This window comes from Pseudomonas sp. ChxA, from assembly GCF_030263855.1.
GTDB classification, from domain to species: domain Bacteria; phylum Pseudomonadota; class Gammaproteobacteria; order Pseudomonadales; family Pseudomonadaceae; genus Aquipseudomonas; species Aquipseudomonas fluorescens_CB.
On record NZ_JARPMK010000001.1, the window covers coordinates 5057540 to 5077718 of the forward strand.

The 20179-nt window shown below is 58.4% G+C and carries 16 protein-coding genes and 2 tRNA genes; 8 read left to right on the forward strand and 10 right to left on the reverse strand.

Annotation, left to right across the window (positions count from 1 at the left end; translation table 11 throughout):
- Window positions 1-215: 215 nt before the first annotated feature.
- From P5706_RS22595 to P5706_RS22605, 3 genes are all read left to right on the forward strand, one after another.
- Window positions 216-1469, forward strand: coding sequence for an IS256 family transposase (locus P5706_RS22595; protein ID WP_285681908.1), 1254 nt, complete (start codon window positions 216-218; stop codon window positions 1467-1469).
- A 137-nt stretch (window positions 1470-1606) separates the two neighbouring features.
- Window positions 1607-2092, forward strand: coding sequence for a hypothetical protein (locus P5706_RS22600; protein ID WP_060766725.1), 486 nt, complete (start codon window positions 1607-1609; stop codon window positions 2090-2092).
- A gap of 81 nt (window positions 2093-2173) precedes the next feature.
- On the forward strand, window positions 2174-3331 hold the full coding sequence (locus P5706_RS22605) for a DUF3800 domain-containing protein (protein ID WP_060766724.1): 1158 nt from the start codon (window positions 2174-2176) through the stop codon (window positions 3329-3331).
- Window positions 3332-3759: 428 nt separating this feature from the next.
- Here the strand turns inward: P5706_RS22605 and P5706_RS22615 are convergent, their stop codons facing one another.
- The 3 genes from P5706_RS22615 to P5706_RS22625 form a co-directional block, all read right to left on the reverse strand.
- A complete protein-coding gene (locus P5706_RS22615; protein ID WP_060766723.1) occupies window positions 3760-5112 on the reverse strand; it encodes a tyrosine-type recombinase/integrase in 1353 nt (450 codons plus the stop codon).
- 233 nt (window positions 5113-5345) lie between these two features.
- A tRNA-Asp gene (locus P5706_RS22620) sits at window positions 5346-5422 on the reverse strand.
- 19 nt (window positions 5423-5441) lie between these two features.
- Window positions 5442-5517, reverse strand: a tRNA-Val gene (locus P5706_RS22625).
- 159 nt (window positions 5518-5676) lie between these two features.
- Here P5706_RS22625 and rdgC point away from each other — a divergent pair.
- From rdgC to sugE, 3 genes are all read left to right on the forward strand, one after another.
- Window positions 5677-6597: a recombination-associated protein RdgC gene (rdgC, locus tag P5706_RS22630; protein ID WP_003172886.1), complete on the forward strand. Its 921-nt coding sequence runs from the start codon at window positions 5677-5679 to the stop codon at window positions 6595-6597.
- Between the two features lie 165 nt (window positions 6598-6762).
- Complete coding sequence (locus P5706_RS22635; protein WP_285681912.1) at window positions 6763-7728, forward strand: bile acid:sodium symporter family protein; 966 nt, start codon at window positions 6763-6765, stop codon at window positions 7726-7728.
- A gap of 106 nt (window positions 7729-7834) precedes the next feature.
- The gene (gene sugE, locus P5706_RS22640) at window positions 7835-8149 is read left to right on the forward strand and encodes a quaternary ammonium compound efflux SMR transporter SugE (protein WP_017136389.1); all 315 of its coding nucleotides are present in this window, start codon (window positions 7835-7837) and stop codon (window positions 8147-8149) included.
- 151 nt (window positions 8150-8300) lie between these two features.
- Here the strand turns inward: sugE and P5706_RS22645 are convergent, their stop codons facing one another.
- The 3 genes from P5706_RS22645 to P5706_RS22655 form a co-directional block, all read right to left on the reverse strand.
- Window positions 8301-10175: an MFS transporter gene (locus P5706_RS22645; protein WP_285681915.1), complete on the reverse strand. Its 1875-nt coding sequence runs from the start codon at window positions 10173-10175 to the stop codon at window positions 8301-8303.
- Between the two features lie 65 nt (window positions 10176-10240).
- A complete protein-coding gene (locus P5706_RS22650; RefSeq protein WP_200434844.1) occupies window positions 10241-11404 on the reverse strand; it encodes a TDT family transporter in 1164 nt (387 codons plus the stop codon).
- Window positions 11405-11513: 109 nt separating this feature from the next.
- The gene (locus P5706_RS22655; protein WP_200434845.1) at window positions 11514-12704 is read right to left on the reverse strand and encodes an MFS transporter; all 1191 of its coding nucleotides are present in this window, start codon (window positions 12702-12704) and stop codon (window positions 11514-11516) included.
- 91 nt (window positions 12705-12795) lie between these two features.
- Between P5706_RS22655 and P5706_RS22660 the strand changes: the two genes are divergently transcribed.
- Window positions 12796-13335, forward strand: coding sequence for a TetR/AcrR family transcriptional regulator (locus P5706_RS22660; protein ID WP_200434846.1), 540 nt, complete (start codon window positions 12796-12798; stop codon window positions 13333-13335).
- Window positions 13336-14356: 1021 nt separating this feature from the next.
- On the opposite strand, the gene P5706_RS22665 is transcribed toward P5706_RS22660, so the two are convergent.
- The 4 genes from P5706_RS22665 to P5706_RS22680 form a co-directional block, all read right to left on the reverse strand.
- Window positions 14357-15136: an ABC transporter permease gene (locus P5706_RS22665; protein WP_058420148.1), complete on the reverse strand. Its 780-nt coding sequence runs from the start codon at window positions 15134-15136 to the stop codon at window positions 14357-14359.
- Complete coding sequence (locus P5706_RS22670) at window positions 15133-16065, reverse strand: ABC transporter ATP-binding protein (RefSeq protein WP_056859647.1); 933 nt, start codon at window positions 16063-16065, stop codon at window positions 15133-15135. The genes P5706_RS22665 and P5706_RS22670 overlap by 4 nt, the downstream gene beginning before the upstream one ends.
- Window positions 16066-16199: 134 nt before the next feature.
- Window positions 16200-16817, reverse strand: coding sequence for a glutathione S-transferase family protein (locus tag P5706_RS22675; protein WP_285681919.1), 618 nt, complete (start codon window positions 16815-16817; stop codon window positions 16200-16202).
- A 56-nt stretch (window positions 16818-16873) separates the two neighbouring features.
- On the reverse strand, window positions 16874-17545 hold the full coding sequence (locus P5706_RS22680) for a transglutaminase-like domain-containing protein (RefSeq protein ID WP_285681921.1): 672 nt from the start codon (window positions 17543-17545) through the stop codon (window positions 16874-16876).
- A gap of 178 nt (window positions 17546-17723) precedes the next feature.
- On the opposite strand from P5706_RS22680, the gene P5706_RS22685 reads away from it, so the two are divergent.
- Window positions 17724-20171 (forward strand): acyl-CoA dehydrogenase, encoded by a 2448-nt coding sequence (locus tag P5706_RS22685; RefSeq protein WP_058420152.1) that lies wholly within the window; start codon window positions 17724-17726, stop codon window positions 20169-20171.
- Window positions 20172-20179 lie beyond the last annotated feature (8 nt).

The window sequence follows — 20179 nt, forward strand, 5'->3', positions numbered from 1 at the left end:
AGGGAAAAGTGGTTACTGGCAGGGGCCGTAGGCGTCCTAGTTATTATTGTCCTGATTAACCTGAAGCTGTCACTCTGGCCTTGGCTGGATGATAGTCAGGTTGCAGTATTCCTTCGTGCTGATGCAACTAGCAGTGTAAGCAGTGACCTGGAGGGTGTAATTAGTTTTGTGTAAACGGTCATTTGGCAGGAGACTGCCTACCCCAAGGAAATCCGATGACCGAGCCAAAACCCAAGCGCGCCAAACGAGTCAAGCCTGATCCTGAACTGGTTAAACTGGCCGACAGTTTATTGGCCAATTACAAAAAGCCCGAAGATCTCATCGGCGAAAATGGCCTGCTCAAACAGCTCACCATGCTGGTTGAGCGGGCCCTTGAAGCCGAAATGACCGAACACCTGGGGCATGATAAAAGTGCAGCGATCACCAACATCGCCGCCAATGCGCGCAACGGCCACAGCGGTAAAACCCTAAAAGGCGACTTCGGCGAACTGCCGCTCGACATCCCACGCGACCGCCAGGCGTCCTTCGAGCCACAGCTGGTGGCCAAGCATCAAACCCGCTGGACGGGCTTCGATGACAAAGTCATCTCTCTCTACGCTCGCGGTTTGAGTGTCAGAGAAATTCAGGCTCACTTGCAGGAAATGTACGGCACAGAGGTCTCTCCTAGCCTCATCTCGGCGATTACCGACGCGGTGAGTGACGAGGTCAAGCTCTGGCAGGCCCGACCGCTGGACGCGCTTTACCCGATCCTCTATCTGGACTGCATTCACGTCAAAGTGCGCGATGCCGGCGCCGTGCGCAACAAGGCGGTTTACCTGGCCATCGGCGTTAACATGGCCGGTCACAAGGAAGTGCTGGGCTTGTGGATCGCTCAAACCGAAGGTGCCAAATTCTGGCTGCAAGTGGTCACCGAACTGAAGAATCGTGGCGTGCAAGACATCTTCATCGCCTGCGTGGACGGCCTCAAAGGCTTCCCAGAGGCGATTGAAACGGTTTACCCAAAAGCCGTCGTTCAGCTGTGCATCGTGCACATGGTGCGCAACAGTTTGAACTTCGTATCGTGGAAACGGCAGAGGGAAGTGGCGGCTGACCTCAAGCTGATTTACACCTCGTCCACCGCCGAACTGGCTGAACAACGGCTCTGCGAATTTGAAGTCAAATGGGACGCCGAGTACCAATCGATTAGCCTGTCATGGCGACGAAACTGGGCTCGGGTGATCCCGTTTTTTGACTATCCCGCCGAAATTCGCAAGGTGATCTACACGACCAACGCCATCGAATCGATCAACATGAGCTTGCGCAAAGTGATCAAAACGCGCGCCTCTTTTCCGACCGATGAAGCGGTGATGAAACTGTTTTATCTGGCGCTGAACAACATCAGCAAGAAGTGGACGATGCCGATCCGGGACTGGAAAGCAGCTTTGAATCGCTTCAGTATCCAATTCGAAAATCGCCTGTTAACGGTTTAATAGAAATCCCGTTTACACAAAATCTAGGACACCCTCGTGACCTGTTGGTCGGTCTCTTCTCTGCGTATGTATTCTACGTGATCGTCGAGCTTATGCCTCGCCACCGGAGAGAGCAGCTGACATTGAGGCCCCTAAACATGATTGTCGCGGCAGTGATCGACGCATACGAGCGCTCCAGGGTTTTTGGGCATGAGACCCCCATCACTTCAATCGACTTGGCCGTGCTTGATATAGAAAAGCTTAAGGTTCACAAAAGCGAGCTGGTGACCAAGAGGGATCTGCTGAGGGTGAAGTTCGCGATGGAGACTGGGCATTCCAGGTACCCCGACTTCCAGCACGCCCTGGCAATGGCAGCTTCAATCTCGCCAGAACACGCATTGAGCTGGCTCGTGCTGACTGACAAGGTTCGTTTGCTTGCCGAGCAGTATGAGCTATGGCCAGTGAACCCATTCGTTGACAACTATCTCGGCCAACCGACTGTCGAGCAGCGTGGGGATACAAAGCTCATGGAGGTGTACGTCCACTACCAGAAAGATATGGTATCGATTGAAGGCACGCTGCGCCTCAGGGTTACTGAGGTTATCGAAGCCACAATTTTCTGGTTGGAGCTGCAGGTCACATAGCCCTTGATCTCCCCCCATACTTTGCGTTGCCATATCTGCATAGGTGCTCCACCCACCCCCAAATCTACCAAGCACGACGCTATGAACAATGAGAAGCCCGAAGATTCCTCCATCGACATCAACTGCTTCAGGCCCACTTGGCTCAGCTTCATGCCAAACATCCACAAGCGGTACACGCTGTACTACGACGAGACGAACAACATCCGTCGTCTAACGATCACGGACACCGGGCTGCTGAATCACGACTCTCTGGACTGTTTTGTCCTAGGCGGCATTGCCTTAGAGCAGGGAGCGGTGCTTCCTGACATCGCGGCGCTCAGAGCGCAGCTACGAATTCAGCCGTCTGCGCCGGAGTTGAAGCTCAGGCACCTCGTACAAGGAGATTACGCAGCTTGCCTCGGCTCGCGAAAGGTTGAGCACTTCCTCACCTGGGTCCTGGAGGCCCCGGTTTACACCCACTACTCCAACTTCAGCGTCTTGAACTGGTCCATCGTAGACCTGATTGATTCACTCATTGTCCACGAGCGCTTTAGACATCTGGGAGCGGTGCACGACAAACTGAAAAACGAACTGCACACACTCGTCCGGCTTGACCCACTCAGTTACTTCCGCCTACTCCAGACCTTCGACTACCCCAGCGTGTCCGTCGAACGGGTTCCGGAATTCGTGAGAGCCGTTCGCGCTTTTTTGTTTCGCAAAGGATTCGTGTTCAGAAACTTCGCGACAATGACTCTGTGCGATCTGCTGCAAGACGCCGCGGACGATACAACACTCGACTTTTTGGTCGGCAACGACTCGGGCGTTCTGGTGGACAGCTTCGATACCGTGTTCCTCAATCGGCTGGCCACATTTACGAACGCCGTTCACGTGTTTGACGAAGAACCTCAGATCCGCGCGCGCTTGGAGCAGCGACGAATCGTCTGCCGCGACCAACCCATCGTGTACCGTTTTGCCAACTCGAGGAGCGAGCCTGCCATCCAGGTTTCGGACGTTCTATGCGGTATTCTGGGTAAGCATTTCAGTTGCATGGAAAAGCTTAGCATTGAACAACTTGAATCTTGGAAAATGAACCTTTCAGAGCAACAGCGCCGTAACGTCGCCTTGCTGGCCAAGTTAACCGACAAGGCGGACGAAGAATGCCCCGCCTTGATCTTCAACCAAGCGCCTAACGACAGCAAAGCCAAGAGTTTGTGGTTCCTGCATGGGATCGAGTACCCGGAGGACTACCGGGACTGTTGAGCGTCGAGCCGAACGCACTGTGAGGCGAGGTCTGGAAGCGTCCTGTTGCATGTCCATCTACGCAGTCCGCCTTGCAGCAGGGAGAGGAGGACAGCGAATGTCTCTTCAAGCCGAGAGCTGCCGGCCCTGCTCGGTCCGGCCTAGGATACCAAGTCCGAAGGTGACTTAGCCGGACGCTTACTCACTATGTCGTTGAGGAGCTCGACAGGGCAGCCAAGGATTGCATGAGATAGAGCTCTGAACGGCTTACAAAAACTTCAACGTGGTATTCATCAGGAGGGATAAACGAAATGAGGCGACCGATCTAGATGTTGCTCCCCCCAGATTGGTCGCTCCTTCTACTTCAGAGTCGAAACGCCTTTAACGTAAGCCTGTAAGGCTGCTAGACCGATCAGCCCTAGATCGCCATGATCGGTGATGCCGAAAATTCAAAGTGATTCGGCCGTTAGGCCTCTAGCACCCATGCTGTTATCACCAGATTCCTGCTGCATGCTCAGAAAATCCATTGAACGTCGGCCGCTCTGCGCCATGTATGCTTCGGGCTTAGGCGGAGAAACGCCGACCTCTAGCGCGTCTAATAAATCCGCCCAATATTGCATCATCCTACGTCTCGGCTCGACGTATTCCGCATGATTGTATGCAGCCCGAACTTGATTGGCATCCGCATGGGAAAGCTGCGCCTCAATCCATTCTTCTACAAAGCCAACCTCGTTGAGCGCCGTAGAGATGGTGCCTCTGATGCCATGACCAGTGAGCCTTCCTTTGTAACCCATCCGGCTGATCGCGGTGTTGAGGGTATTTTCGCTGATCATTTCCTGCGGTTCGTATCGGTGAACCAGCAGATACCGTGCACCGCGCGCCCTCAACTGCATCAGCCGATGCACAATTGCAATTGCTTGAATAGAAAGCGGAATCACATAAGGTGGGATCTCATTCCCCTGCGTTCGCACACGACTCCGGAGCTGCTTCACACCCTCTGGCGGCACCAACCAGATCCCCTTGTCGAAGTCGAATTGATCTGGAGTCGCCGCCCGTAGCTCTCCTGTGCGCACGCCCGTCAGCAATAATAGACGAATACCGAGTCGTGTCTTTTCTGCACATTCATAATTGGTGACGGTCCTTAGCAATCCTGGAAGTTCATTTACTTGGAGGAAGGGATTATGGCGAACTGGCCGAGGCATCTCGGCAACGATATCAAGGTCTGCCGCAGGGTTTACATCAACGAGCCCTTCCGCCATAGCAAAACGAAAGATCTGGTTGAGCCAGGTGCGTACCTTTCGAGCGGAGACCAGCGCCCCTCTGCGCTCAATTCGCCTAATGAGCTCCAGCACGTCACCACGAGAAATATCCGCGATCGGAAGATCGCCCAAACACGGCAGCATGTCCTTCTTCAGGTATTTGCTAGCTTGCCCTGCACTACCCTTCTTACTTTTCGTCAGTTTTTTACTTCGGAACTCATGCCAGCGATCAGAAACCGCTTCAAACGTGTTGTTGGCGGCGTGAGAGGCTTTCTGCCTCTCGGCACGACGATGCGATCGGGGATCGATATTGTTGGCCACCAGCGCACGCGCAGCCTCTCTCCGCCGACGAGCCTCCTTGAGACCCACGTCGGGATAGGTGCCGAGGGAAATACGCAATTGCTTGTCATGCCAATAGAAACGGAAATGCCAGCGCTTCGAACCAGTCGTAGGCACCTGCAGAGATAAGCCATCCCCATCAGTTAACGTATAAGGCTTGTTGGTGGGCTTGGCTTGCTTGATCGCTGTATCTGTCAGAGCCATCAGACACCTCCTTTTAGATCAAGGAGGGGAATACAACCCAGCGGTAGACGAACCAATACGAAAATTGATGCGCAAGAAATCGTAAAAGGTTGTGCCAGCGGTGTACTTAAATGTGTACTTAAAAACCGTGGCTGGAGATGGATTCCAGTGGAATTCAGAAAACGAAAAAAGCGGCACAAGGCCGCTATTTCCGTGGCTTCCAGGCGTTCAGTGGGCCTTAGTGGAAGCAAATATGGCGCAGCGGACGGGACTCGAACCCGCGACCCCCGGCGTGACAGGCCGGTATTCTAACCGACTGAACTACCGCTGCGCGTAACACTTGAAACGAATGGTGGGTGATGACGGGATCGAACCGCCGACATTCTGCTTGTAAGGCAGACGCTCTCCCAGCTGAGCTAATCACCCTTCGCTTCGGTGTGGCGCGCATTCTACGGAGCGACCTTAAGTCTGGCAAGCACTTTCTTAAATCTTTTTTTTCAGCCCTTCCAATGGCTTAGGCAGGGTTGGCCTCAGCCCGGATCAAGAGAATAATGCCCCCCTTTGTATAAAGGAGAGACTCACCCCATGTGGTTCAAGAACCTGCTTATCTATCGCCTGACCCAAGATCTGCCTGTTGATGCCGAGGCGTTGGAAGCGGCCATGGCCACCAAACTGGCGCGCCCATGTGCAAGCCAGGAGTTGACCACTTACGGTTTCGTCGCGCCTTTTGGTAAAGGTGAAGACGCTCCCCTGGTGCATGTCAGCGGTGACTTCCTGCTGATCGCTGCACGCAAGGAAGAACGCATCCTGCCGGGTAGCGTGGTGCGTGACGCGCTTAAAGAGAAAGTCGAAGAGATTGAGGCCGAGCAAATGCGCAAGGTCTATAAGAAGGAACGCGACCAGATCAAGGATGAAATCATCCAGGCCTTCCTGCCGCGCGCCTTTATCCGTCGCTCGTCGACTTTCGCCGCCATTGCGCCGAAACAGGGCCTGATCCTGGTCAACTCGGCCAGCCCGAAACGCGCTGAAGACTTGCTGTCGACCCTGCGCGAAGTGATCGGCACCCTGCCGGTACGCCCGCTGACGGTTAAAACCGCACCAACGGCGATCATGACCGACTGGGTCACCACGCAGAAGCCGGCCGATGACTTCTTCGTCCTCGACGAATGCGAACTGCGTGACACCCACGAAGACGGCGGCATCGTGCGTTGCAAGCGCCAGGACCTGACCGGCGAAGAGATCCAACTGCACCTGACCACCGGCAAAGTCGTGACGCAATTGTCCCTGGCCTGGCAGGACAAGTTGTCCTTCATGCTCGACGACAAAATGACCGTCAAGCGCCTGAAGTTCGAAGACCTGCTGCAAGACCAGGCTGAACAGGACGGCGGCGACGAGGCATTGGGCCAACTGGATGCCAGCTTTACCCTGATGATGCTGACGTTTGGCGAGTTCCTGCCGGCGCTGGTTGAGGCACTCGGCGGCGAAGAAACTCCACAGGGCATCTAAGCTACACCCGCCATAAAGGGAGCACAGTCAGTGTGGGAGCTGGCTTGCCTGCGATGCAGACACCTCGGTCTATCAGTCATACCGAGTTGATGCTATCGCAGGCAAGCCAGCTCCCACATTTGATTACATTTGCACTTCCGAAATCTGATAACAAGGACATCCCCCATGCGCGCACTCGCCGCCTTGAGCCGCTTCGTTGGCAATACCTTCGCCTACTGGGTGTTGATTTTCGCGGTGCTCGCCTTTCTTGAGCCCGGTTGGTTCATTGGCCTTAAAGGCGCCATCGTGCCGCTGTTGGGCCTGGTAATGTTCGGCATGGGGCTGACCTTGAAACTGGAAGACTTCGCCGAAGTCGCTCGCCACCCCTGGCGCGTGGCCCTCGGCGTGGTCGCGCATTTTGTGATCATGCCGGGCGTGGCCTGGCTGCTGTGCCAGGCGTTCCACCTGCCGCCGGAAATCGCCGTCGGCGTGATCCTGGTCGGGTGCTGCCCAAGCGGCACTTCGTCCAACGTCATGACCTGGCTGGCCCGGGGCGACCTGGCGCTGTCGGTGGCCATCGCCGCCGTCACCACCCTCCTCGCCCCGCTGCTGACGCCCGCGTTGATCTGGCTGCTGGCCTCGGCCTGGCTGCCGGTGTCATTCATGGAGTTGTTCTGGTCGATCCTGCAAGTGGTGTTACTGCCGATCGTGCTGGGCGTGGTGGCGCAACGCGTACTGGGTGAGCGCGTCCGCCATGCGGTAGACGTGCTGCCGTTGGTGTCGGTGGTGAGCATTGTGATCATCGTCGCTGCAGTGGTTGCGGCGAGCCAGGCGAAGATCGCCGAATCCGGCCTGTTGATCATGGCCGTAGTCATGCTGCACAACAGCTTCGGTTATCTGCTCGGCTACTTCACCGGCCGCGTGTTCAAACTGCCGTTGGCGCAGCGTAAATCCCTGGCGCTGGAAGTGGGCATGCAGAACTCCGGGCTGGGCGCCGCGCTGGCCAGTGCGCACTTTTCACCCTTGGCGGCGGTGCCGAGTGCGCTGTTCAGCGTGTGGCACAATATTTCCGGGGCATTGCTGTCGACGTACTTTCGCAGAATGAGCGAAAAGGAAGACCGCCGTGCTATGGAGAACACGCCACAAACTTGATCGTCCTATCAATTTTCGGCAAGCTACCGGGCTTCGCGAGGACGACCTCGCGACGCTTTCAAGCGCTTAATCCGGGGACGACCCCAGTTATAAAGGGGAGATCAACATGTCCTGGATCATTCTGTTTTTTGCCGGACTGTTTGAGGTCGGCTGGGCGGTCGGCCTGAAGTACACCGACGGTTTCAGCAAGCCGCTGCCGACAGCCCTGACGATTGCCGCCATGGCCATCAGCCTCGGCCTGCTGGGCCTGGCCATGAAGGAGCTGCCGTTGGGCACCGCCTATGCCATCTGGACCGGTGTGGGTGCGGTGGGCACGGTGATCGCCGGGATCATCCTGTTTGGCGAGTCCATGGCGTTGTTTCGGCTGGCGAGTGTGGCGTTGATTATTTGCGGGCTGGTTGGGCTCAAGATCAGCGCCTGAGCCACTACCGCTATCGCAGGCAAGCCAGCTCCCACATGATCGTTCCCACGCTCCGCGTGGGAATGCATCCTGTGACGCTCCGCGTTGCGCCTTTAGAAGCGGACGCGGAGCGTCCAGGGCGGCGTTCCCACGCAGAGCGTGGGAACGATCACTACCTGACACTCCCGCGCAACACGCCTACCTGCGCCTGCAACTGCTCAGGCGTCGCGCCCTCTACAGCAACCGGCTCACCGGCCACCAACACCACCCGCGACCAGATCCGATGAAAGATCCCCTTGTTCGGATCGCGACTGAAAAAGCTCCCCCACAACCCTTGCAACGCCATCGGAATCACCGGCACCGGAGTCTCCTCCAGAATCCGCGTCAGCCCGCCACGGAACTCATTCATCTCGCCATCGGCGGTCAGCTTGCCTTCGGGGAAGATGCACACCAATTCCCCTTCCTTCAGGTACTGGGCAATCCGTGTGAAGGCTTTTTCGTAGATCTGGATATCTTCATGGCGCCCGGCAATCGGAATCGCCCCGGCCGTACGGAAAATGAAGTTGAGCACCGGTAAACGGTAGATTTTGTAGTACATCACAAAGCGAATCGGCCGACGCACCGCGCCGCCAATCAACAGTGCATCGACAAACGACACGTGGTTGCACACCAGCAACGCCGCGCCTTCATCGGGAATGCGTTCCAGGTTGCGATGCTCCACGCGGTACATGGAATGGCTGAGCAGCCAGATCATGAAACGCATGGTGAACTCGGGGACGATTTTGAAGATGTAAGTGTTGACCGCGATGTTGAGCAGCGACACCACCAGAAACAACTCCGGGATCGACAGCTTGGCCACGCTCAGCAGCAGGATCGAGACGATGGCCGAGACCACCATGAACAACGCATTGAGAATATTGTTGGCCGCGATGACCCGCGCGCGCTCGTTCTCGGCCGTGCGTGACTGGATTAGCGCGTAGAGCGGCACGATATAGAAGCCACCGAACACACCCAGGCCAAGGATATCGAACAACACCCACCACGCCTGTCCGTAGCTGAGTACCGCCAGCCAGCTATGCTCCTCGGCCGATTGCGGGAAACCGCCCGAGTGCCACCACAGCAGCAGGCCGAAGACCGTCAGGCCAAACGAGCCAAACGGCACCAGGCCGATCTCGACCTTACGCCCGGAGAGCTTTTCGCAGAGCATCGAACCGACGGCGATGCCCACCGAAAACACCGTGAGGATCAGCGTCACCACCGTTTCATCGCCGTACAACCATTCCTTGGCGTAGGCCGGGATCTGCGTGAGGTAGATCGCGCCGACAAACCAGAACCACGAGTTGCCGACAATCGAGCGCGACACTGCCGGCGTCTGCCCCAGGCCCAGGCGCAAGGTCGCCCAGGATTCGCTGAAGATATTCCAGTTCAGGCGCAGCTCGGGCGTGGACGCCGCCGCCCGCGGAATACTGCGGCTGGCCAGGTAGCCGAGCACCGCCACGCCGACAATCGCTACCGCCACCAGGGGCGCGTAATTGCTCGACGACATGATGATCCCGGCGCCAATGGTGCCGGCCAGGATCGCCAGAAACGTGCCCATTTCCACCAGCCCGTTGCCGCCCACCAGTTCATCGTCGTGCAGCGCCTGGGGCATGATCGAGTACTTCACCGGGCCGAACAGCGCCGAATGCGTGCCCATGGCAAACAGCGCCAGCAACATCAGTTCCAGGTGGTTGAACAGAAAGCCCGTGGCGCCCACGGCCATGATCACGATCTCGCCGATCTTGATCGCACGGATCAGCGCGTCCTTGTTGAATTTCTCGCCAAACTGCCCGGCCAGCGCCGAGAACAGGAAGAATGGCAGGATAAACAACAAGGCGCACAGGTTGACCCAGATGGAGCGGTCGCCCTCGATGGTGAGCTTGTAGAGAATCGCCAGGATCAGCGATTGCTTGAAGATGTTGTCGTTGAATGCGCCCAGCAACTGGGTAATGAAAAACGGCAGAAAGCGCCGTGTGCGCAGCAAGGTGAATTGTGAGGGGTGGCTCATCGTCCGTGTTCCTGCGTGGCCTGAAGGCTTGTAGTTTCTCAGGCCACGACTTTACCTAATCGCGCTTATTTATTCGCTAGTCCTGCAATGCATGGCGAAACAAAAAGCTCACCTTTATAGGCGCCCTGCACGGTGCGCTTGGCCACGATCAGCCACATCAGCGCCAATGCCAGCACCAGCACGCTGCCAAAGACGCTGAAAAAGCTCAGGTGCAGCAGGCTCGCCAGCTTCAGCGTGGCCAACGCGTAAACCCCCAGCGGGAAGGTAAACCCCCACCAGCCGAGGTTGAACGGTATGCCGGCGCGCAGGTAACGCAGGGTGATCAGCACCGCGATCAGCATCCACCACAAACCGAAGCCCCACAGGGTGATACCCGCCACCACGCCCAGGCCATTGGCCATTTCGCCCACACCCGGCAAACCATTGGCGGCGAAGATCGCCGGGGCGTCACCGCCCAACAGCAACATGCCCAGCGCGCCGGTGCCGATGGGGCCAAGGGCCAGCCAGCTCGACGCGGCCATATTGGCAGGTGGCAGTTTATGCAGGGCCATGCGCAACATCAGGATGGTCAGGATGCTGAACGCCACCGGCAGCGAAAACGCCCACAACACGTAGCTGGTCACCAGCATCACCAGTTGCGAATGGGCGTCGGCCAAGTGCGGCGCCAGCAGGCCACCGCTGGCGGCGGCGACTTCGGCAGCAACCACCGGCAACAGCCAGACGGCGGTCATCTGGTCGATGCTGTGTTCCTGACGGGTGAACATCATGAACGGGATCAACACGCCGCAGGCCAGGGCCATCGCCACGTCCAACCACCACAAGGCTTCAGCCAGCGGGATCACTTCGCTGCCCCAGCGCGGCAGGCCAAACAGCAGCAAACCGTTGAGAATCGTCGCCAGGCCCATGGGAATGGTGCCGAAGAACATCGACACCGTGGAGTGCCCGAAGATGCGTCGCGCTTCGTGGAAAAACATCACCCAACGTGCCGCATACAACAGGCTGAACAGCACAAACAGGCCAATGGTGAACAACCACAGCCCTTCGGCAATGACGTGCAAACCTGGCAGGTTGAACGGCAGTTGCGCCAAGGCCAGGGCCAGCACGCCGGTGCCCATGGTCGCGGCAAACCAGTTGGGGGTGAACTGGCGAATCACTTCCCGTGGGCGGGTCAGATGACTCAAGGGTTTGTAGCTGGGGGTTTTGCAGTTGGGAGTCGTCGAGCAGGTCATGATGGTAATCCTCTTCCTCGCATGAGGTTGAAGCCATCATAGAACCTGATCGAATATCTATATAACGGGTAATATCTCTATCTGTTATCTACTTTACCAATATACAGCATCATTCTATCGCCGCCTTGGCCTGCACCGAGTTCTGCAGGACCAAACCGACCAAGGCACTCAGGGCCAGCACCATCAGCGCGGCCCCATAGCCTTCAGTGGTGACGATAAGGCCGTAAACATGGCTCAGGTAACCCGCCAACAGCGCCGGCAGACAGAACGCCAAGTAGCTCAAGACATAGAACGCCGACATCAAACCGGCCCTTTCATGGGGTAACGCCAGCCCGACGATACTGCGCACACTGCCCATGAAGCCGCCGCCAAAACCGAAACCTGCAATCACACTGGCGACAAAGAACAGCCACAAAATACCCAGGTGCACGGCCACCAGCAGCAGCGCGACGCCCACAGCCAACAGCCCTGCCGACAGCCGCATGATTTTATCGGCCGGGCGCTCGCGCACGCTGTAGATCATCACCGCACCACTCAAGGTCACCACCGCTACGAGAACCCCGCCGATCAAGTGCGACGTGGAACCTGTGGCAGCCTTGACCAGCGACGGCGCCAGGGATGAGAAGAACCCGCCCAACGCCCACACCGCCACATTCAGCGGCATCACCAGCCATAAGGCCCGGCGCGCTTGCCGCGGCACATGCAGGGTTGGCGCCAGCGACTTCAAGGCCCCCGGAATACGGCTGACGGTTTCCGCCAGGCGCCACACATACACCGCCTGCAATACCATCAACCCCAACAGCGTGAAGTAAATCAACTGGGTAGGACGCGGCGCGAACTCGACCAACAGGCCGCTGCCCAGCCCACCACTGGCCATGCCCAGCAGTGGCGCCAGGCTATTGAGCATCGGGCCACGCACGCGGTCAGTGTCGAGCAGGGTCGCACTCAGCACCGCCGTGGCCATGCCGGTGGCGAAACCTTGCAACGCGCGGGCGACAATCAGGTGCGCGGTGCTGTCGGCGTTGATAAACAACACCATCGCCGCAATATTGAGCAGCAATGCGACGAAAATCACCGGCTTGCGCCCCAGGTGATCCGACAGCGAACCCACGGTCAGCAACGCCGCCAGCAGGCTGACGGCATACACGCCGAAAATCACCGTGAGCATCGCTGCGGAGAAGTGCAGGTTTTCCTGATACACCTGATACAGCGGCGTCGGCGCGCTGGACGCGGCGAGGAAGGTCAACACAGTGATGACCAGGAACGCCAGGCTGGACCGTTGAGAAATAACGCGAGACATGGGCACACTCCGCTAAAGCTAATACTTTGCTTTTGCGCAGTGTGCTACCAGTGCGCGCTTAAAGCAAATTCTTTGTGTTAAGGTTTTACGCATGGCGATAAAAGAAGGCCTTCGCCCGGGAGGCCGCAGTGCCCGGGTCCAAGAATCAGTGCATTCGGCGGTGCGTGAGCTGCTCGAAGCCCATGAGCGCTCCAGCGTTACCGTGCCGATGATTGCGACACGCGCGGGCGTCACGCCCTCGACCATCTACCGGCGCTGGGGCGACTTATCGGTGCTGTTGGCCGATGTGGCCCTGGCCCGCATGCGCCCCGACAGCGAGCCGGCGAATACCGGCAGCCTGCGCGGCGACCTGCAGGCCTGGGCTGAGCAATACCTGGATGAAATGAACTCGGAGCCTGGGCGCAACATGATGCGTGACCTGCAGAGCATGATCACGCCGGGTTATTGCGTGAGCATTCTGAGTGGGCAGTTTCAGACGATTATCGATCGCTACCCACAGAGTACGCCGCCGAGCGTGGACCATTTGATCAACCTGCTGGCGGCGCCGACGGTGTTTCGCATTTTGTTTTCGACCGAACCGCTGACGGTGCAAGAGCTGCATGGACTGATCGAGCTGGCACTCAGAAGGTAACGGCCTGATGCATAGCCAATGGGGGAGCTGGCTTGCCTGCGATGGTTATCTTGCGTCGGGCCGAGTACATATCCATTGCTGCGGTAACGGCTGAGTAGGGTTCCGCTCTTACAGCGGGTCACTTTTGTAAAGACACAAAAGTAACCAAAAAGTCTTCGCCCCAACACTCGGTGCCTCGCTATGGCTCGGCATGCCCGCAATCCGCCAGTGATTTGGGGGGCCGCCGCGATGGGCCATCCTTGGCCCAGCGCGGCTAAACCGGCATCCCTGCCGGTTTACCCCCCAAATCACTGTCGAATTCCGGCCATCGTGTTTAACGGGGCGATTTCAGATCAAGATCAAGATCAAAAGCGCAGATCAAAAGACCGCTGACTTCGTCATCGAAAAGGATGTAAGGGCCGGAGCAACAGCAACAGCAACAGCAGAGCCATACTCGGTCAAAGGTGGGAGCTGGCTTGTCGAATCGTCGCACCGCTGCGATGGCATCAACTCGGTGTGCCTGATACACCAAGGTGTCTGCATCGCAGGCAAGCCAGCTCCCACAGAAAAGCAGCTCTTCAGTGCATGCAAATCCGCTTTTGCTTTTGATTCAACCACTCAGGTCGGCTTTCAGGCCGCCGTGCTGTAGATCTTGATCTTGATCTGCTTTTGATCTGAGACGCCCCGTTAACCACGATGGCCGAACGCAGGCTTGAATCCGTGGGTAACCCGGCAGGACGCCGGGTTAGCCGCGCTGGGCCAAGGATGGCCCATCGCGGCGGCCCACGGATTCAAGCCGGAGTGCGGGCATGCCGAGCCTAGGCGAGGCACCGAGTGGTGGGGCGAGGACCTTTTGGTTACTTTTGCGTCCTTGCAAAAGTGACCCGCTGTAAGAGCGGAACCATAGGTAGCCGTTACCGCAGAAATGGATATGTACACCAAAAGACCGCCATCGCAGGCAAGCCAGCTCCCACATAGGCCCTGCCTACAGTCAATAAAAAACGGCCTCACTGGGAGGCCGTTTTTTATTGCAGCTAACTGCTTAGGTACGCATCCCGCGCCCACTCACCAGCAACCGCGCGCATCCCACATACAGCACCACCGTCGCCACCAGCATAAAGGTAATCGCCACGCTGATCTTGATATCCGACACGCCCAGAATGCCGTAGCGAAAGGCGTTAACCATGTGCAACACCGGGTTGGCCAGCGACACGGTCTGCCAGAACGGTGGCAGCAAGGTAATGGAGTAGAACACCCCGCCCAGATAGGTCAGCGGCGTCAGCACAAACGTCGGGATGATCGAAATATCATCGAAGTTACGTGCAAACACAGCGTTGATAAAGCCCAGCAGCGAGAAGATCGTCGCCGTCAATACCACCACCAAAATGGTGACCCCCAGGTGATGTACCTGCAGATGGGTGAAGAACAGCGACAGCAAGGTCACGATCACCCCGACCATCAAACCGCGCAGCACGCCGCCCAGGGTGTAGCCGATCAGAATGGTGTGCGGCGACACCGGCGAGACCATCAATTCTTCGATGGAACGCTGGAACTTGCTGCCGAAAAAGCTCGAGACCACGTTGCCGTAAGAGTTGGTGATCACCGACATCATGATCAGGCCCGGCACGATGTACTCCATGTAAGTGAAGCCACCCATGTCGCCGATCTGGCGGCCGATCAGGTTACCGAAGATCACGAAGTACAAGACCATGGTGATCGCCGGCGGCAGCAGGGTCTGCGGCCAGATCCGGGTAAAGCGCTTCACTTCGCGGTAAACGATGGTCTGCAGCGCGACAAGGTTGGGTTGCAGTTCGGAACTCATACCGCCACCTTCGCCAGATTTTTCTCCACCAGGGACACAAACAACTCCTCAAGGCGATTGGTTTTGTTACGCAGGCTCAGCACTTCGATGCTCTGGGCCGCCAACTGGGTGAACAACGCGGTGATGCCCATGGCCTTGTCCACCTGGACTTCCAGGGTGTGGCCATCCACCAGGCGGCTTGGGTAGCCGAGCAGTTGTGGTGCCACCGACAGGTTGTTTTTCAGGTCGAGCAGGAAGGTTTCCACATGCAACTGGCCCAGCAGGTTACGCATGCTGGTGTTCTCGACAATGGTGCCGTGGTCGATGATGCCGATGTTGCGGCACAACTGCTCAGCCTCTTCCAGGTAATGGGTGGTGAGGATGATGGTGATGCCCTTCTCGTTCAGCTCGGTGAGGAAGGTCCACATCGAACGGCGCAGCTCGATGTCCACACCCGCGGTCGGCTCATCGAGGATCAGCAGGCGCGGTTCATGCACCAGCGCGCGAGCAATCATCAGGCGGCGCTTCATGCCGCCGGACAACGAACGCGACGGCACGTCACGCTTGTCCCACAAGCCCAACTGAGTCAGGTACTGCTCGGCGCGCTCCTTGGCGATTTTCGCCGGGATGCCGTAGTAACCAGCCTGGGTCACGACAATGTCGAAGGTCTTTTCAAACTGGTTGAAGTTGAATTCCTGGGGCACCACACCGATGGAGCGCTTGAGCGCCGCCGGGGATTTGTCCAGGTCATGGCCAAAGATATTCACCGAGCCGCTGGTTTTGTTGACCAGGGTGGAGAGGATGCCGATGGTGGTGGATTTGCCGGCACCGTTGGGGCCGAGCAAGGCGAAGAAGTCACCTTCGGCAACGTCCAGATCGATACCACTCAGGGCCTGGAAACCGTTGCCGTAGGTTTTGGTTAGCTGCCGGATGGACAGAGCGGAACTCATATCGGATTACGCACCAGAGAAGGGAATAGAAAGAGTAGATAAGCGCGCAGCGCACGTAGTTCAACGGCGGCGCATGACAAGCATGGTGCTTGGCCGCGCCGCACAAGTACAGTCACCTGTATTAATAGTCGGTATTAAGTCAACGCGGTCATCACGGCCTTGCGGTAGGCCGGGCGGTCTTTGAGGCGCTGGTACCAGGCCTCTAGATGGGGCATTGCCGGGCGCTCGATGGGCATCTCGAACCAGGCGTAGGCAAAGCAACCCAAGGGGATGTCGCCCATGCCGAAATGCTCGCCGGACAGGTAGGGTTGCTCGGCGAGTGCCTGGTCGACGGTGTTAAGCGCATCGATGCAGGCTTGGCGACCGGCATTGATGCTGTCCCAGTTCTGTTTTTCTGCCGGGGTGCGCAGGATGCCCCAAAACACAGCCTTGAACGGATCGGCGAGCGTGGACGTGGTCCAGTCCATCCACTTCTCGGCGCTGGCACGGGCTTGCAGGTCATTTGGGTAAAAATCCGACGCGTTCTTGGCGCACAGATAACGCACGATGGTGTTGGATTCCCACAACACAAAGTCGCCGTCTTCGATCATTGGCACCCGGCCATTGGGGTTCAACGCCCGATATTGCGGGGTGTCGACCACACCAAAAGCCCCGCCCGCATCAATTGCCTCATAGTCCAGGCCGAGTTCCTCGGCGCACCACAGTGCCTTCCTGACGTTTGATGAATTTTTACGACCCCATATTTTCAGCATGACCGCGCCTTATCGTTGATGAACATGGCTTGATGAACGCAGCAGCATACGCCGGTTCACACGCGGCTTAAATCGCTCTGCATGTCGCCCTGCATGTCCTTGAGCAAGAGCGGCATGTCGTCGGCAAACAGGTGCGGGTAACACTGCTGAATATGCGCGAAGAAAAACGCTTCGGGCACATCGCTGAACTGCCCGTGGTCCAGCACATACTCCATCGAGCGCTGGCCTTGGCGGTTGAAGGCGTGGAACACGCTGTCGTTGACCCCGTCGAACTCCAACGGCGGCACGTCGAACAACTCGCACAGTTGGCTGTTGAACGCCGGCGTGGCCTTGACCCAGCGACCGTGCAGGTACAACTCGGTATAGCCGTGCATGGCGAACACATCACTTTTGAGCAGCGCGAGCAGGCGCGGTGTCGATAAATGATTGCGCACATCCGCCAGGCCAATGCGCGCCGGGATCCCGCAATGGCGGGCGCAGGCGGCCAATAAGGTGGCCTTGGGCACACAGTAGCTCTCGCCGGTGGCCAGGGCAAAGCTGGCACTGAGGGTATTGGGGTCCCGGCTGAAGGTGTACGGGTTGTAGCGAATCGCCTCACGCACGGCGTAGTAGAGACTGACCGCCTGGTCACTTAAATCCGGGCGGGTTCCGCGATGTTTTTCGGCGAACTCCACCACCGCAGGGTGGTCACTATCGATGAAGCGGCTGGGATTCAAGTACGTATCCATGAGCTTTATCTCCTAGGGAAGCCTTGAGTCTAACGACAGGCCTGCCGTGGAGATAACGACGATTCGGCCAAATGTCGGCGTGCGCCAGCACAACTCGTTACACCCTCGCCACCGCGCTTTTTCGGATGCCGACTAAGCTCCATGGTGGTTTCGCCCTTGGTTTCACGGAGGATTGAATATGCTGTTGTTGTGGATACTGGTTCTGGTGGTCGGCATTGCCTACCTGGCACACCGCCGCACCGCGCCCCTGCCCGCGCTGGGCGTGGTCGCCGTCTACCTGCTGGCGATGGGCGCCTGGAGCCATGCACCGGGTTGGCTGCTGGTCATCTTCTGGGTGCTGATCGCCGCCGTGGCCGTGCCCCTGTTGTTGCCCGACCTGCGCCGCCAATACTTCACCAAGCCGCTGTTCAGCTGGTTCCAGAAAGTCCTGCCGCCGATGTCCGAGACCGAGCGCGACGCCATCGATGCCGGCACCGTGTGGTGGGACGGCGAACTGTTCAGCGGCCGCCCCGATTGGGACAAGTTGCTGGCCTACCCCAAGGCGCAACTGACCGAAGAAGAACAAGCGTTCATCGACGGCCCTACCGAAGAACTTTGCGCGATGGTCAGCGACTGGGAAATCGGCCAGGCCATGGACCTGCCGCCGGCTGCCTGGGAGCACATCAAGACCCACGGCTTCTTCGCCCTGATCATCCCCAAGGAATATGGCGGCAAGGGCTTCTCGGCCTACGCCCACTCCCAGGTCGCGATGAAACTCGCCACCCGCAGCGGCGACCTCGCGTCCACCGTGATGGTGCCTAACTCCCTCGGCCCGGCCGAGCTGCTGCTGCATTACGGCACCGACGAACAACGCAATCACTACCTGCCACGCCTGGCCCGTGGTGACGATATCCCCTGCTTCGCCCTCACCGGCCCACTGGCGGGCTCCGACGCCGGCGCCATGCCCGACACCGGCGTTATCTGCAAAGGTGAATGGGAAGGCAAGGAAACCCTGGGCCTGCGCCTGAACTGGGAAAAACGCTACATCACCCTCGGCCCGGTCGCCACCTTGCTCGGCCTGGCCTTCAAGGCCCATGACCCGGACCACTTGTTGGGTGAGGAAGAAGACCTGGGCATCAGCCTGGCGCTGATTCCCACCGACACCCCAGGCGTCGAAATCGGCCGTCGTCATTTGCCGCTGGGCGCCGCGTTCATGAACGGCCCCAACTCCGGCAAGGACGTATTCATCCCCCTGGAATTCCTTATCGGTGGCCAGGAAATGCTCGGCAAGGGCTGGATGATGCTGATGAACTGCCTGTCGGTTGGCCGTTCGATCTCCCTGCCTGCGGTTGGCACCGGCGCGGCCAAGTTCACCAGTTTAGTGACCGGCCAATACGCTCAAGTTCGTGAGCAGTTCAACGTGCCGCTGTCGGCCTTCGAAGGTATCCAGGAAGCCCTGGCACGCATCGGCGGCAACGCCTGGCTGATGGACAGCGCGCGCATGCTCACCGCCAATGCCGTCGACCTGGGCGAAAAACCCTCGGTGTTGTCGGCGATCCTCAAGTACCACCTCACCGAGCGCGGCCGCGAGTGCATCAGCCACGCCATGGATGTGCATGGCGGCAAGGGCATCATCATGGGCCCCAACAACTACCTGGGCCGCAACTGGCAAGGCGCGCCGATCTTCATCACGGTGGAGGGCGCGAATATCCTGTCGCGCAACCTGATGATCTTTGGCCAGGGCGCAATCCGCTGCCATCCGTTTGTGCTCAAGGAGATGGCGCTGGCCGGCCGTGAAGACCATGACCAGGCGCTCAAGGAATTTGATGGCCTGCTGATGCAACATATCGGCTTCGCCGTCAGTAACGCTGCCAGCACGTTGGTGCTGAACCTCGGCATCGGGCACTTTGAAAAAGCCCCGGGCAACCGTTTGAGCCAGGGTTATTTCCGTGCATTGAACCGTCAGGCCGCAGCGTTCGCCCTGCTCGCCGACTTGAGCATGATGTTGCTCGGCGGCGAGCTGAAACGCCGCGAACGCCTGTCGGCGCGCCTGGGTGATGTGCTGAGCCATATGTACCTGGCCTCGGCGGCGCTCAAGCGTTATCACGACCTGGATTCGCCGGATCACCTGGAGCCGCTGTTTGCCTGGGCCATGGAAGAAAGCCTCGGCGAATCGGAACGTGCACTGGATGAACTGCTGAGCAACTTCCCGAACAAGGTCCTCGGTTGCCTGCTGCGAGTGATTGTGTTCCCGTTCGGCCGTCGCCACACCGGGCCGTCCGATGCGCTGGACGCCGAAGTGGCTGCGGTGATTGGCCGCGCCAAAGGCGACCCGACCCTGGAAGAGTTGCTGGCGGGTTGCTATCGCCCGCAATCGGCAGAAGACCCGGTGGGCGCCCTGCAACATGCCTACGACCTGCTGGGTGCCAGCCACCCCTTGCAGAAAAAACTCCACACGGCGCTCAAAAGCGGCCAGGTCAAACCGGCCGCCGGCGAACATGCCATCGACGCGGCGCTGCACGCGGGCGTGTTGCAACCGGCCGAGGCGCAAACCCTGCGCGACGCCGAAGCCGCGCGCCGCAAGGTGATCGATGTGGATGATTTCAGCAAGGAAGAGCTGACCCAGGCTGAGGGTAAAATCCGCTGAGTCAGGCG

What these genes read in the sequence shown, in the direction of transcription:
- P5706_RS22605 (WP_060766724.1), top strand. Translation starts at nt 2,174, where the DNA reads ATGAACAATGAGAAGCCCGAAGATTCCTCCATCGACATCAACTGCTTC.
- P5706_RS22675 (WP_285681919.1), bottom strand. Translation starts at nt 16,817, where the DNA reads ATGCTGAAAATATGGGGTCGTAAAAATTCATCAAACGTCAGGAAGGCA.
- P5706_RS22680 (WP_285681921.1), bottom strand. Translation starts at nt 17,545, where the DNA reads ATGGATACGTACTTGAATCCCAGCCGCTTCATCGATAGTGACCACCCT.
- P5706_RS22615 (WP_060766723.1), bottom strand. Translation starts at nt 5,112, where the DNA reads ATGGCTCTGACAGATACAGCGATCAAGCAAGCCAAGCCCACCAACAAG.
- P5706_RS22665 (WP_058420148.1), bottom strand. Translation starts at nt 15,136, where the DNA reads ATGAGTTCCGAACTGCAACCCAACCTTGTCGCGCTGCAGACCATCGTT.
- P5706_RS22600 (WP_060766725.1), top strand. Translation starts at nt 1,607, where the DNA reads ATGATTGTCGCGGCAGTGATCGACGCATACGAGCGCTCCAGGGTTTTT.
- P5706_RS22670 (WP_056859647.1), bottom strand. Translation starts at nt 16,065, where the DNA reads ATGAGTTCCGCTCTGTCCATCCGGCAGCTAACCAAAACCTACGGCAAC.
- rdgC (WP_003172886.1), top strand. Translation starts at nt 5,677, where the DNA reads ATGTGGTTCAAGAACCTGCTTATCTATCGCCTGACCCAAGATCTGCCT.
- P5706_RS22655 (WP_200434845.1), bottom strand. Translation starts at nt 12,704, where the DNA reads ATGTCTCGCGTTATTTCTCAACGGTCCAGCCTGGCGTTCCTGGTCATC.
- P5706_RS22595 (WP_285681908.1), top strand. Translation starts at nt 216, where the DNA reads ATGACCGAGCCAAAACCCAAGCGCGCCAAACGAGTCAAGCCTGATCCT.
- P5706_RS22660 (WP_200434846.1), top strand. Translation starts at nt 12,796, where the DNA reads ATGGCGATAAAAGAAGGCCTTCGCCCGGGAGGCCGCAGTGCCCGGGTC.
- sugE (WP_017136389.1), top strand. Translation starts at nt 7,835, where the DNA reads ATGTCCTGGATCATTCTGTTTTTTGCCGGACTGTTTGAGGTCGGCTGG.
- P5706_RS22650 (WP_200434844.1), bottom strand. Translation starts at nt 11,404, where the DNA reads ATGACCTGCTCGACGACTCCCAACTGCAAAACCCCCAGCTACAAACCC.
- P5706_RS22645 (WP_285681915.1), bottom strand. Translation starts at nt 10,175, where the DNA reads ATGAGCCACCCCTCACAATTCACCTTGCTGCGCACACGGCGCTTTCTG.
- P5706_RS22635 (WP_285681912.1), top strand. Translation starts at nt 6,763, where the DNA reads ATGCGCGCACTCGCCGCCTTGAGCCGCTTCGTTGGCAATACCTTCGCC.
- P5706_RS22685 (WP_058420152.1), top strand. Translation starts at nt 17,724, where the DNA reads ATGCTGTTGTTGTGGATACTGGTTCTGGTGGTCGGCATTGCCTACCTG.